This is a genomic window from Azospirillum sp. HJ39, from assembly GCF_041507355.1.
GTDB lineage: Bacteria > Pseudomonadota > Alphaproteobacteria > Azospirillales > Azospirillaceae > Azospirillum > Azospirillum thiophilum.
Genome location: NZ_CP167911.1, coordinates 191,066 through 204,668 on the forward strand (window position 1 = coordinate 191,066; position 13,603 = coordinate 204,668).

General features: G+C 69.5%; 10 protein-coding genes. 6 read left to right on the forward strand and 4 right to left on the reverse strand.

Going from position 1 to position 13,603, the window contains the following annotated elements; translation table 11 throughout:
- Positions 1–179: 179 nt before the first annotated feature.
- The 3 genes from ABMY26_RS14390 to coaBC all read right to left on the reverse strand — a co-directional run bounded on the left by ABMY26_RS14390 (position 180) and on the right by coaBC (position 5,727).
- Positions 180–3,830 (reverse strand): ATP-binding protein, encoded by a 3,651-nt coding sequence (locus tag ABMY26_RS14390; RefSeq protein ID WP_372397945.1) that lies wholly within the window; start codon positions 3,828–3,830, stop codon positions 180–182.
- Positions 3,831–3,994: 164 nt separating this feature from the next.
- The gene (gene dut / locus ABMY26_RS14395; protein ID WP_372397946.1) at positions 3,995–4,456 is read right to left on the reverse strand and encodes a dUTP diphosphatase; all 462 of its coding nucleotides are present in this window, start codon (positions 4,454–4,456) and stop codon (positions 3,995–3,997) included.
- Positions 4,457–4,503: 47 nt separating this feature from the next.
- On the reverse strand, positions 4,504–5,727 hold the full coding sequence (coaBC, locus tag ABMY26_RS14400) for a bifunctional phosphopantothenoylcysteine decarboxylase/phosphopantothenate--cysteine ligase CoaBC (protein WP_372397947.1): 1,224 nt from the start codon (positions 5,725–5,727) through the stop codon (positions 4,504–4,506).
- 240 nt (positions 5,728–5,967) lie between these two features.
- Here coaBC and ABMY26_RS14405 point away from each other — a divergent pair, with 240 nt between their 5' ends.
- Together ABMY26_RS14405 and ABMY26_RS14410 are read left to right on the forward strand one after the other, a co-directional pair.
- A complete protein-coding gene (locus ABMY26_RS14405; protein WP_372397948.1) occupies positions 5,968–7,389 on the forward strand; it encodes a sigma-54-dependent transcriptional regulator in 1,422 nt (473 codons plus the stop codon).
- A 273-nt stretch (positions 7,390–7,662) separates the two neighbouring features.
- Complete coding sequence (locus ABMY26_RS14410) at positions 7,663–7,872, forward strand: cold-shock protein (protein ID WP_014249082.1); 210 nt, start codon at positions 7,663–7,665, stop codon at positions 7,870–7,872.
- A 51-nt stretch (positions 7,873–7,923) separates the two neighbouring features.
- Here ABMY26_RS14410 and ABMY26_RS14415 read toward each other — a convergent pair whose 3' ends face one another.
- Entirely contained in the window at positions 7,924–8,769 is an 846-nt protein-coding gene (locus ABMY26_RS14415; RefSeq protein ID WP_372397949.1) for a response regulator, read from the reverse strand.
- Between the two features lie 237 nt (positions 8,770–9,006).
- Here ABMY26_RS14415 and trpB point away from each other — a divergent pair, with 237 nt between their 5' ends.
- The 4 genes from trpB (at position 9,007) to ABMY26_RS14435 (ending at position 13,592) form a co-directional block, all read left to right on the forward strand.
- Entirely contained in the window at positions 9,007–10,224 is a 1,218-nt protein-coding gene (gene trpB / locus ABMY26_RS14420) for a tryptophan synthase subunit beta (RefSeq protein ID WP_372397950.1), read from the forward strand.
- Positions 10,221–11,096 (forward strand): tryptophan synthase subunit alpha, encoded by an 876-nt coding sequence (trpA, locus tag ABMY26_RS14425; RefSeq protein WP_372397951.1) that lies wholly within the window; start codon positions 10,221–10,223, stop codon positions 11,094–11,096. Before trpB ends, trpA begins: the two co-directional genes overlap by 4 nt.
- A 132-nt stretch (positions 11,097–11,228) precedes the next feature.
- Positions 11,229–12,215, forward strand: coding sequence for an acetyl-CoA carboxylase, carboxyltransferase subunit beta (gene accD / locus ABMY26_RS14430; RefSeq protein WP_372397952.1), 987 nt, complete (start codon positions 11,229–11,231; stop codon positions 12,213–12,215).
- A 42-nt stretch (positions 12,216–12,257) separates the two neighbouring features.
- Positions 12,258–13,592, forward strand: coding sequence for a folylpolyglutamate synthase/dihydrofolate synthase family protein (locus ABMY26_RS14435; RefSeq protein WP_372397953.1), 1,335 nt, complete (start codon positions 12,258–12,260; stop codon positions 13,590–13,592).
- Positions 13,593–13,603 lie beyond the last annotated feature (11 nt).

Here is a 13,603-nt window from a genome sequence, read left to right on the forward strand (position 1 = left end):
GCTTTCCACCCCCCGGGGCCGGGACCAGCGCTATGCGGATGGCCCGGCCGAAGCTATCGAAATGAGTCAAGAGGCGCAGAGTAGTTCACCCGTCCTCCACCGACAAGCAACACCCGCCTGCCGTGCGCCTTTTCGGGAAAGCCTTCCCGCCCAGGTAGATTTCGCTCCGACATGGCCGGTTACGCCATGGTCTCTTCCGGACGGTGCATCGTCTCTTTCGTGTGGCGCAACGTGCTTATCGCCTTTTCGACTTCCGGAAAGGCTGCGGCCATTGCGCCGGCATGGCGTTCCAGCTCCGTCTCGCATCCGTCGACGATGGCGCGTTCCAGGCCTGTGCAGGCGGCGGCCAGTGCCTGCGCCCCGGCGGTCCGCGCCGCCCCGGCCGCCGAATGGGCGGCGGCCCGCGCCTCCTCCATGTCTCCGGCCGCCAGCGCCTCCAGCGCCCGGTCGAGCGTGGGCCGCGTCGTCTCGATGAAGAAATCCATCATGTCGAGCGTAGCGCCGTCGAGGCCGCCATCCTCCATGCCGCCGAAGATCTCCCGCACATGGTCGAGGTCCAGCACGGGCAGCGCCTTTTCCGGTGGGGGCGGGGCGACGGCTTGCGGCGGGGCGGCGTCGAGCCAGTGGGCCAGGACCCGGGCGAGCTGTTCCAGCGTCACCGGCTTGGCGAGATAATCGTCCATGCCGGCGGCCAGGCAGCGCTCCATCTCGCCGGACAGGGCATTGGCGGTCATGGCGACGATGGGCGTGCGCTCCCTTGCGGTTCCTTCCTCGGCGCGGATGCGGCGCGCCAGCTCGTAGCCGTCCATAACCGGCATATGGCAGTCGGTGACGACCAGCCGGTGACGGCCGCTGCGCCAGGCCGCCAGCGCCTGTGCTCCGTCGACCGCCAGTTCCGCCGCATAGCCGAGCCGGTGCAGTTGGCGCAGGATCACCTGCTGGTTGGTCGGATGGTCCTCCGCCACCAGGATGGGGCCTAGGGCGGCAGCGGGCGGATCGGGGAAGTGACCTTCCTCCATCGCCGGGGTGGGAGCTGAGTCCTGCGCGGCGCGGCCGGTCAGGACGGCAGCGGCACGAACCAGAGCGGCGCGGTGGACCGGCTGCGCCAGCCACGCCAGCGGATGGGTGCCGGCGGCGTTCGTGAAGGCATGGGGCGAAGCGGCCTGATGGCTGTTTTCCCGTCCATCGCCCACCAACAGCCGCGGCAATCCGGGGCTGCAGGCGTCGGACAGCGGTTGCAGCCGGTGGGCCAGCGCCGCGGTGGTCACCAGCAGGCCCAGTCCGCCGCGCCCCAATCGCGTCGCCGCGTCGGGTACCGTGGCGGCAACCGTCACCGTGGCACCGCCCTGTTCCAGGTAACGGGCCAGCACGGCGCGTTGCACCTCGTCCTCGTCGGCCAGCAGAATGCACAGGCCGGCGAGCGGCGCCGGATCGGGCGGCAAGGGTTCGTCGGTGCACGGCAGATCGACCGTGAACCAGAAGGTGGAGCCGATGCCCGGTACGGACTCGACACCGATGCGCCCGTCCATGCGTTCGATCAGCCGGGTACAGATCGCCAGCCCCAGGCCGGTGCCGCCGAAGCGTCGGGTGGTGGAGCTGTCGGCCTGGCTGAAGGGCTGGAACAGACGGGCCTGTCCTTCCGGACCGATGCCGATTCCTGTGTCCTCCACCGCCACATGCAGGCGGACATGGCCGGGCCGGGCCGGGCCGGTGGCATGGACGCGCAGCACCACCCGGCCATGGTCGGTGAACTTGATGGCATTGCCGGTAAGGTTGAACAGGATCTGGCGCAGCCGGCCCGAGTCGCCGCGCAGCCGCGCCGGCACCGACGGGTCTATGTCGCAGATCAGGGCCAGGTCCTTCTGGTGGGCTTGGGGTGCCAGCAGGTCGGCCACGCCCTCCACCAGTTCGACCGGGCGAAGGTCGAGCTCCTCCAGTTCCAGCTTGCCGGCCTCGATCTTCGAGAGGTCCAGGATGTCGTCGATGATCCGCAGCAGCGCCGCGCCGCTCTCGCGCATGGTGGCGACCAGCGTGCGCTGTTCCTCGTCCAGCGGGGTCAGGGCCATCAGCTCCAGCATGCCCAGCACGCCATTCATCGGGGTGCGGATCTCGTGGCTCATGGTGGCGAGGAACTCCGCCTTGGAGCGGGCGGCTATCTCCGCCTGTTCCTTCGCGGTGCGCAGCGCCTCCTCCGCCCGCTTGCGGGCGGTGATGTCGTAGCTCCAGGCCAGCACAGCCGGCTCGCCTTCGAAACTGGTGCGCTGGAGCGTTTGCAGGGCCCAGACCCGGCTGCCGTCGGGGCGGTCGACCGCCACCTCCGCGTCGCGGATCACCACGCCGCCGGTCTCAGGCCCCCCTTCCAGTCCGGTCCCTTGGCCCTGCCCGGCACCGCGCCCGCGGATGGTGGCGCCGGCCAGAGCCAGGGCATGGCTGCTGCCGACGAAGGCGTCCAGGGGCCGGCCTGCCAATTCGGCGGCGCGGGCGTTGGCGAAGGCGACGGTGCCATCGGCACGGCCGATCGACACGCCGACCGGGCTCTGCTCCAGGATGGTGCGCAGCCGGCGCTCGCCGTCGGCCAGGGCGGTTTCGCGGGCGCGGATGGTGGTGACGAAATAGGCCAGCGCGCGCGCCATCTCGCCGATCTCGTCCCGGCTGCCGGCGGCGCCGGAGCCGGGCGGGTCCAGTTCCGGTATCTCGGCCGGGCCGCCGGTTTCCACCGCCTGCATGGCGCTGCGCAGCCGGCGCAGCCGTGCCACCACGTTGCGGTGGATGTAGGCGAAGATCGCGGCGGCCCCCAGGATCGACAGCAGCGCCATGGCGATCACCGCACGCTCGCCGTCGCGGATCACCCGCTCGAACTCGGTGGAGCGGCGGGCGACATCCTGCTCGACCGCCAGGAAATAGTCCGACACGATGGCGACGAGCCGGTCCGAAACCGCCTGGTTGCGGACGGCCGAGCGCTTGATCGCCCGCTGCAGCGAAAGCTCGGCCTCGCGCAGGGCGAACAGGGGCGAACGCCCGAAGGCAGCCTCCTCCAGTTCGCGCTGCAGCGGCTCCAGCCGGGCGGCGCGGTCCGACGGCAGGGCGGCCAGCGCCATGGCCGCGGCGTCGAGCGAGGCGCGGGCATCGGCCCGGAGCCGGTCAAGCCGGTCGTCACCGTCGGCCCGCAGCGCCGCCAGCAGCGTCGTGGCGGCTCCGGTCAGGTCATTGTGCCAGCGCGTCAGCGTCGCACGGTCGCGGTCGGCCGATCCGGCGCCGGGGAGGCCGGAACCCGTCTCCGCTGGCCGGACCGGATCCATCTCCTGTCCGTCCTCCTCCCGCCCCTGCGCGGTGCCGAGGCGGACGGTCAGGGCTGCCAGGGCCTGGGCGCGGGCATTGGTGTCGGCGATCAGGGAAAGCTGCTGCTGCACCTGGGCGTTCAGCGTCAGCAGGGTGCCGACCAGCTCGTTCTTGCGGCGGTCCAGTTCGCCCAGGTCGCCGCCGCTGTCGGTGCGGCCGCCGCCGCGGGCGCTCCCGTTGACGCTCCGGATGCCGCCATGGGCGATCAGCCGGGCCATCAATTGTTCCAGAAGGACGATCTGGTCCCCCATCCGCGCCATCACGGCCTCGCGCGCGGCCTGGTCCTGGGCGGCGATCAGGGCGGGGGCGATGGCGGCGACGGCGCCGCTCTGCTGCACCAGCTGCGCGGCGGCGACCAGTCCCGGCACCTTGGCGGTGGCGATCTGCTCGTAGCTCCGGTGGAAGCGGGAGAACAGCGAGACGGCGACCACGCTGGTCGCCGCGGCCAGCCCGCCGATGACCGTCAACCCCGCCAGGATGCGGAACGCCACGCTCCGCCGGGGACACCGCATGACCACCCCCTGTCCACCATTCCCGTCGGAACGGGTATCCCCGCGATCATGCCACGGATCGGCGGGCGCGGGGGCGCCGTTGCGCGCGGCGGAGTCGGGTGCGGCGGAGTCGGGCGCCACCGGCCCTCAGGCGATACCGGTCATCAGGCGATGCCGGTGGACCCGAAGCCGCCTGCCCCGCGCGCCGTGTCGTCCAGCGAGTCGACCTCGACCAGCGCCGCCCGGGGGGCCGGGGCGATCACCGCCTGGGCGATGCGGTCGCCGCGGGCGATGGCGAAGGGCTCGTCCCCCAGATTGACAAGACAGACGCCGACCGGTCCGCGATAGTCGCAATCGACCGTGCCCGGCGTGTTCAGCACCGTCACCCCATGCTTCACCGCCAGCCCGGAGCGCGGCCGGACCTGCATTTCCCACCCTGCCGGCAATCCGACGGCGAAGCCGGTCTGCACCAGCATCCGCCTGCCCGGTGCCAGCATTGCCGGCTCGCCGGGCGGCACGGCGGCGCGCAGATCGAAGCCGGCCGCTCCTTCGGTGGCGTAGGACGGCAGCGGCAGGTCGTCGTTGCCGGGCAGGCGGAGAAAGGCGACGGTGGGGGTGGTCGGCATGGATGTTTCTTTCCTGTGTCCGGGTGCCTGTTGGCGGCCGCAATCGGTCAAATGCGCTCGAAATAACCCGCGACCGCCTCCGCCAGCCGGGTGGCGACGGCCTCCTTGGTCATGGTCGGCCAGGATTCGACGGTGTCGGCGCGGATCAGATGGACGGTGTTGTCGCGGCCGCCGAAGGTGCCGGTCCCGGGCGAGACGTCGTTGGCGACGATCCAGTCGCAGCCCTTGCGGGCGCGCTTGGCGGTGGCGTAGGTCAGCACGTCGCCGGTCTCCGCAGCGAAGCCGACCACCAGCGCCGGCCGCCGGCTGCCAGAGGCGGACAGGGTGGCGAGGATGTCCGGATTCTCGGCGAGCTCCAGCGCGGGCGGACCGCCACCGTCCTTCTTCAGCTTGCGGTCGGAGGGGCCGGCGACGTGCCAGTCGGCGACCGCGGCGGCGCAGACGGCGATGTCGGCGGGCAGGGCCGCCTCGCAGGCGGCCAGCATCTCGCGGGCGGTCTCGATATGGCGGACGGTGCAGCCGGGCGGATCGGGCAGCCGGGTCGGGCCGCTGACCAGCGTCACCTCGGCGCCGAACTGCGCCAGGGCCGCGGCGATGGCGTGGCCCTGCCTGCCGGACGACCGGTTGGCGATGTAGCGCACCGGGTCGATCGGCTCGTGGGTCGGGCCGCTGGTGACGATGGCGCGTCTGCCGGCCAGCGGCTTGCGCAACTCTCCGGCCAGGATCTCGGCGATGGCGTCGACGATCTCCATCGGCTCGGCCATGCGGCCGGGACCGTACTCGTTGCAGGCCATCGCGCCCTCGTTGGGGCCGACGCGCCGCACGCCGCGGCTTTCCAGCAGGGCCAAATTGGCCTGGGTCGCGGCGTGCTGCCACATGCGGACATTCATGGCGGGGGCGACCAGCACCGGCTTGTCGGTGGCCAGCAGCACGGTCGCGGGCAGGTCGTCGGCCATGCCGGCCGCCATGCGGGCCAGCAGATCGGCGGTGGCCGGCGCCACGACCAGCAGGTCGGCCTCGCGCGACAGGCGGATATGGCCCATCTCCGACTCGTCGGTCAGCGACCACATGTCCTGATAGACGGTATCCTCGGTCAACGCCTGCACCGACAGTGGCGTGACGAAGCGGGCGGCTGCGGCGGTCATCACCGCGCGCACCGACGCCCCGCGCTCGCGCAGGCGGCGGATCAGTTCCAGGCACTTGTAGGCGGCGATGCCGCCGGCAATGACCAGCAGCACGCGCTTGCCGGCCAGAATGGCATGATCGGCCATGCGGCCTCCCTCTTCCGCGCTCCCGTTCCTGCTGCTGATAGTTCATCGCGGTGCCTCCGGCAAGCGGCGGCGCGGCAAATCGGGGCCTCCGAGCGGCGACCTTCCCTGCGACATATCCGGTCCGGCCGGGATTTCGATGCGTTCGTGTCGCCGACATATGCGCAGGGGGTGGGATTCCCGGAATTATCTGTTAGACAATAGGACGAACCCTGCCCCTACCTCTCATGTGTCGCACACAGCATGCCGCCCGGTTCCATTCCCGTCCTGCTGATCGAAGACACCCCGTCCCTGGCCCGTGTCTACGCGGAATACCTGAAAAAGGAATCCCACACCGTCATCGCCGTCGAAACGGGGGCGGAGGCGTTGGTGCAGTTGAACGACGGCGCGCCGAAGGTGGTGCTGCTCGATCTCCAGCTGCCGGATATGAACGGGATGGAGGTGCTGAAACGCATCGACGCCCAGGCCCTGCCCTGCGCCGTCATCGTCATCACCGCGCATGGGTCGGTGAAGGCGGCTGTGGAGGCGATGCGCTACGGCGCCTATGATTTCCTGGTCAAGCCCTTCTCCGCCGACCGGCTGGTGGTGACCGTCCGCAACGCCATGGAGCGGCTGCGGCTGGCCCAACTGGTCGACACCTTCGAGAAGGACCTGAACCGCGCCCGCTACCACGGCTTCATCGGCTCGTCGCTGGCGATGCAGGCGGTCTACCGAATCGTCGACAGCGCCGCCTCGTCGCGTGCCACCGTCTTCATCACCGGCGAGTCCGGCACCGGCAAGGAGGTCTGCGCCGAGGCGATCCACCGCCAGAGCCAGCGGGCGGCCCGCCCCTTCATCGCCATCAACTGCGGCGCCATCCCGAAGGATCTCATGGAAAGCGAGATCTTCGGCCATGTGAAGGGCAGCTTCACCGGGGCGGTGTCCGATCGCGAAGGGGCCGCGGCGCGGGCCGACGGCGGCACCCTGTTCCTGGACGAGATCTGCGAACTGGCGCCGGACCTGCAGACTAAGTTGCTGCGCTTCATCCAGACCGGCACCTTCACCCCCGTCGGCGGATCCAAGCTGGAGAAGGTCGACCTGCGCATCGTTTGCGCCACCAACCGCGATCCCCTGCGCGAGGTGGAGGAGGGGCGGTTCCGCGAGGATCTCTATTACCGTCTGCATGTCATCCCCATCCATCTGCCCCCGCTGCGCGAGCGCGAGGACGACCTGCTGGAGATCGCCCGTCACTATCTGGCCGAATTCGCGCAGGAGGAGAAGAAGGGATTCAAACGCTTCTCCCCGGAGGCGGAGCAGGCGCTGCGCCACTATCATTGGCCGGGCAATGTCCGGCAGTTGCAGAACGTGGTGCGCATCGTCGCGGTGCTGCAGGATGGCGACACGGTGACGGCTGAGATGCTGCCGTCACCGCTCGGCACGCCGCCGCACGCCGCATCGGCATCCCCGCCGGCGTCTCCGCCGGCCGCTGCGGCACCCGTTCCGCGTCCGCATGCGCCGCCCTCGCCGGACTCTATCAAGCCGCTGTGGGAGGTCGAGAAGGACGCCATAGAGGATGCCATCGCCGCCTGCGACGGCAACATCCCCCGCGCCGCGGCGTTGCTGCAGATCAGCGCCTCGACGATCTACCGCAAGCGCCTCGCCTGGCAGGCGGAAGGCAAGCTCTAAGCCTTTATTGCGACGTGGTTTCTCGGTCTTCCGAGAGAATTTCTCAAGAAAAGGGCTAATACCCTTCGACGAAGGGCCGTCGCCTTCGTCGTACTTCCTCTCCAGTCTTCGGCATCGTTGGTCCTATGCCGTGAGACGGAATTGCCCGCAACCACAGCATGCGGCTAGCCTCCCCGCACAATGTCTTGGTTCCGCTTGCCCGGCAGACCTCATGGCGCGGCCGATGCCGGCGTTTCCGGACCCATCCGTTTCGCAATATCCAGGGGGAGGCCCATGACCAACGGTACCGTCAAATGGTTCAACACGACCAAGGGATACGGCTTCATCGCGCCGGAAGCCGGTTCGAAGGACGTGTTCGTGCATATCACCGCGGTGCAGCGATCCGGCCTGCATGCCCTGTCGGAAGGCCAACGGGTCCAGTTCGAGGTCGCCCGCGGCACCAACGGCAAGGATTCGGCGGTGAACATCAGCGTCGTCGAGTGACGCGCGTCCGCCAGCGGTCCCGGCCGGTCGGGATGGGGCGGTCAGGTCAGGTCAGGCCAGGTATCCCGCGGCGCGGTAGGCCGTGATGGCGTCTCCGGCCAGACGGGGAATGTCTCTGCGCAGCCGTTCCACCGGGTCCGCCCCATCCTCTCCCGCCCCGCTCTCCGCCGCCGGCGAAGCGCGGCAGGCCATCTCCAGGGCCCGAGCGGCGTTGCACAGGGAACGGGCGCCGAAAGTGCCGGCAGTGCTCTTCAGCGTGTGCGCTTCGCGTGTCAGGATGGCACGGTCGGTTTCGGCCACGATGCGGTCGACCCGCTCCCGCGTCTCGTCCACGAACTGCCGCAGCACGTCGGCCAGCAGATCCGCATCCAGATCCTGGGCCAACTGGTCCAGCACCTCGCGGTCCAGCACCTCGTCCGCCGTGCCACAGGTGGACGAGGTGCTGGAGTGGAAGCCGGCCGACAGGCCGGATGCATCGGACGCGCGCAGCCATTTTTCCACCGTTCCCAGCAGCTGGGCACGGTCTACCGGCTTGGCGACATGGTCGTTCATTCCGGCGTCCCGGCAGCGGACGCGGTCGGCTTCGTCGGTGTCGGCGGTCATGGCGATCACCGGAATCCGGCCGGCCGCTCCCGGCAGATCGCGCAACAGGCGGGTGGCGGTCAGCCCGTCCATCTCCGGCATCGACAAATCCATCAGGATCAGGTCGTAGCCGCCGGCCTGGGCCGCCATCAGCGCTTCCAGCCCGTTGTCGGCGGTGTCGGCCCGGTGGCCGGCCTGGGCCAGGATGGCGGTGACCAGCATCCGGTTCAGCGGACTGTCCTCTACCACCAGCACGCGGCGGGGTGCGGGCTGAACATCCGTGGGGAGAGGCGACGGCGGCATCCGCGGCGGCATCGGAAAGGCTCCGGAAAGGGGTAGCGGCAGTGTAGGGGCGTTGCCTTGCCGCTGCAAAGCTTCGCTCCATCTTTCGGGGGCGGGCGGAATTCACGGAATTCCATGGCCGGCGCTTCAAATCGGCGCGTCGCACCGGTATGGTGGCGCGCTTGGCCGGCATCCGGATCGGAATGCCGCCCGCAAGACCGAGCCCCCTCGACCCCGGGCCCCCCTCGACTCTAGGCAGTGTCGCAGACGATGACCAAACTGAACACCTATCGCTCCGGTCCCGACGAGCGCGGGCATTTCGGCATTTTCGGCGGGCGCTTCGTCGCCGAGACGTTGATGCCCCTGATCCTGGAGGTCGAGAAGGCCTATCGCGAGGCGCGCGCCGATCCCGCCTTCGAGGGCGAGATGCGCCAGCAGCTCAAGCAGTATGTCGGCCGCCCCAACCCGCTCTACTACGCCCAGCGCCTGACCGAGCAGCTGGGCGGGGCCAAGATCTACTTCAAGCGCGAAGAGCTGAACCACACCGGCGCGCACAAGATCAACAACTGCATCGGCCAGATCCTGCTGGCCCGGCGCATGGGCAAGACCCGCATCATCGCCGAGACGGGCGCCGGCCAGCACGGCGTGGCGACCGCGACGGTCTGCGCGCTCTACGACATGCCCTGCGTCATCTACATGGGCGAAACCGACATCGCCCGCCAGCAGCCCAACGTCTTCCGCATGAAGCTGCTGGGGGCGGAGGTGCGCGCCGTCACCTCGGGCGGGCGGACGCTGAAGGACGCAATGAACGAGGCGCTGCGCGACTGGGTCACCAACGTCGCAGATACCTTCTACATCATCGGCACCGCCGCCGGCCCGCACCCCTACCCCGCCATGGTCCGCGACTTCCAGTCGGTGATCGGCGACGAGGTGCGCACCCAGATGCAGGAACTTGAGGGCCGCCTGCCCGACAGCCTGGTCGCCTGCGTCGGAGGCGGGTCGAACGCCATCGGCATGTTCCACCCCTTCCTCGACGATCCGTCGGTGCAGATGATCGGCGTCGAGGCCGCCGGCCGCGGCATCGAGAAGGGGCCGCTCGACCATGCCGCCTCGATCAACGGCGGCCGTCCCGGCGTGCTGCACGGCAACCGCACCTATCTGCTGCAGGACGAGGACGGCCAGATCCTGGAGGGCCACTCGATCTCCGCCGGCCTCGACTATCCCGGTATCGGGCCGGAACACAGCTGGCTGCACGATGTCGGCCGCGTCGAATATGCCTATGCCACGGACCAGGAGGCGCTGGACGCCTTCCAGCTCTGCGCCCGCACCGAGGGAATCATCCCGGCGCTTGAATCCGCCCACGGCTTGGCCGAGGTGATCAAGCGCGCACCGAAACTGCCCAAGGACCACCTGATGGTGCTGTGCCTGTCGGGCCGCGGCGACAAGGACATCTTCTCCGTCGCGAAGCATCTGGGAGTCGAGCTGTGAGTGCCGATCTGAAGCCCGCCGCCGCGAAGGCCGCGGATGTCCTGGCCGATGGCCGCATCGCCCGCCGCTTCGCCATCCTGAAGGCGGAGGGGCGTGCCGGCCTGGTCACCTTCGTCACTGCCGGCGACCCCGATCCCGCCACGTCGCAAGAACTGTTGAACGGCCTGCCGGCGGCGGGCGCCGACCTGATCGAACTCGGCATGCCCTTCACCGACCCGATGGCGGACGGACCGGCGATCCAGGCCTCCTCGCTGCGTGCGTTGAAGGCCGGCATGACGGTGAGCAGGACGCTGGAGATGGTGCGCGGCTTCCGCAAGCTGGATGCCGACACGCCGATCATCCTGATGGGCTATTTCAACCCGATCCATGCCTATGGGGTGGAGCCGTTCCTGGCCGCTGCGCGCGAAGCCGGGGTCGACGGGCTGATCGTCGTCGACCTGCCGCCGGAAGAGGACGAGGAGCTTTGCCTGCCGGCGCTGGAGGCCGGCGTCAGCTTCGTCCGCCTGACCACGCCGACCACCGACGAGGCGCGCATGCCGACCGTGATGCGCAACACCTCGGGCTTCGTCTATTACGTGTCGATCGCCGGCATCACCGGAACCGCCAGCGCGTCGAACACCGCCATCGACGCGGCGGTCGCCCGGCTGAAGCGCCACACCGGCCTGCCGGTCGCCGTCGGCTTCGGCATCAAGACGCCGGCCCAGGCCGCCGAGGTCGCCCGCGTCGCCGACGCCGCCGTTGTCGGCTCCGCCATCGTCACCCGTCTTGCCGACGGTCTGGACGATGCCGGTGCCGCGAAGACGGGAGCGGTCGAGGACGTGCTGGGCTTCGTCGCCGAACTCGCCGCCGGGGTGCGCGCGGCACGGGGGTGAGGGACGGACGGTTTACAACGGCGGCAAACCGCTTTACGACACCCGCAACACGATCGCTCATGGCGACAGACGGCTGAACCGACCCGGCGCCGGGTCGGTTCAGCGCATCGCCGTGTCGTTGAAAGGCGTTCCATGAACTGGCTCACCAACTACGTCCGTCCCAAGATCCGCGCGCTCTATGCCCGCAAGGAAGTGCCCGACAACCTCTGGCACAAATGCCCGAGCTGCGAGTCGATGCTGTTCCACCGCGAGCTGGAAGAGAACCTGCACGTGTGCCAACATTGCGGCTTCCATATGCGGCTCGACCCGATCAAGCGGCTGGGGTCGATGTTCGACGACGGCGCCTATGAGGGCGTCGAGTTGCCGAAGTCGGTCGCAGATCCGCTGAAGTTCCGCGATCAGAAGCGCTACACCGACCGCCTCAAGGAGGCCCAGACCAAGACCGGCCGCACCGACGCCGTCGTGGTGGGCGAGGGGCGGATCGGCGGCCATGCCGCCGTGGTCGCCGCCTTCGACTTCGGCTTCATGGGCGGGTCGATGGGGATTGCCGTCGGCGAAGGGCTGTTGACCGCCGCCCGTTTGGCGGTGGCGAAGAACGCGCCGCTGATCGTCGTCCCGGCCTCGGGCGGCGCGCGCATGCAGGAAGGCATCCTGTCGCTGATGCAGATGCCGCGCACCACCATCGCGGTGGAGATGGTCAAGGAAGCCGGTCTGCCCTACATCGTCGTGCTGACCGACCCCACCACCGGGGGCGTCACCGCCAGCTTTGCGATGCTGGGCGACATCCACATCGCCGAGAAGGGCGCGCAGATCGGCTTTGCCGGTGCCCGGGTGATCGAGAGCACGATCCGCGAAACCCTGCCGGAGGGCTTCCAGCGTTCCGAGTATCTGCTGGAGCACGGCATGGTCGACATGGTCGTCCACCGCCGCGACTTGCGCCCGACGCTGGTCCGCACCATCGGCCTGCTGATGACGCCGCGCATCGATGCGGTGGAACCGGAGGATGTCGACCTCACGGCCGCTCCGTCGGTCGAGGGCGAGACGGTGCAGCCGGCTGTCCAGCAGCCGGCCGCCCAACCCCCCGCGCCGGCGGCATCGTTCCAGGCCGGCGCCGACTGACCGGCGCTCCTTCCGAACGGCCACATCCGACCCGAGACGACCATGACCGACGCCCTCCGTTTGCCGGTACGCCCGGCCGCCAGCCGTTCCGACCCGGTGCTGGATCGGTTGAAGGGGCTTCATCCCAAAGTCATCGATCTGTCGCTGGAGCGGATGCACCGGCTGCTGGCGGCTCTGGGCCATCCGGAGGCCAAACTGCCGCCGGTGGTCCATGTCGCCGGCACCAACGGCAAGGGATCGACGGTCGCCTTCCTGCGGGCGATGCTGGAGGCGGCGGGCTATCGCGTTCATGTCTATACCTCGCCGCATCTCGTGCGTTTCCACGAGCGTATTCGGCTGGCCGGCAGGCTGATCGACGACGACCACCTGGCTGCGCTGCTCGAGGAATGCGAGGTCGCCAACGCCGGTAACCCGATCACCTTCTTCGAGGTGACGACGGTCGCCGCCTTCCTGGCCTTCTCCCGCGTGCCGGCCGACGTGGTGCTGCTGGAAACCGGGCTGGGTGGACGGCTCGACGCCACCAACGTGGTGGACAGGCCGGCGGTGACGGCGGTCACCCGCATCTCCTACGACCACCGCCAGTTCCTGGGCGACTCGCTGCTGGAGATCGCCTGCGAAAAGGCCGGGATCTTCAAGCCGGGCGTGCCGGTGGTGCTGGCCCCGCAGCCGGAAGCCGCTGCGCTGAAGGCGTTGAAGCTGCGCGCCAACGCCATTGCTGCGCCGATCCAGCCCTGGTCGGTGGAGGAGCGCCCCGGCGGTTTCCGTTTCGAGAGTGCGAAGCGGCAGGTCGATCTGCCGCAGCCGGGGTTGGCCGGTGCCCACCAGATCACCAATGCCGGCGTCGCCATCGCCTGTCTGGACCATCTGCCGCTGGTGGTGGATGACGAGGCGGTGCGCCGAGGTCTGGCTGCCGTCGAATGGCCAGCCCGGCTGCAGCGCTTGACCCGCGGTCCGCTGGCTGAAAGCCTGCCGCTGGGTTGGGAGCTGTGGTTGGACGGCGGCCACAATGATTCGGCGGGCGAGGTGCTGGCCCGGCAGGCGGTCGATTGGTCGCGCGGCCAGCCCGACGGTGGCCTCGCCCTGCCCCTGCTGCTGATCTACGGCATGCTGTCCAGCAAGGATCCCTTCGAGTTCCTGGGCCCGCTCGCCCCCTTCACCCATGCCCTGCGCGCGGTGGCGATCCCCGGCGAAGAGGCCAGCTTCACCGCCGAGGAATCCTGCGAGACAGCCAAGCTCTGCGGCATTCGCGACCATGGCGCAGCCGATGGGGTTGACACTGCCCTTGCCGACCTGACGGGTAGCCGTCAGGGGCCGGCACGCGTGCTGATCTGCGGTTCGCTCTATCTCGCCGGCTCGGTGCTGGCGGAGAACGGCTGAGGCTTCGGGGC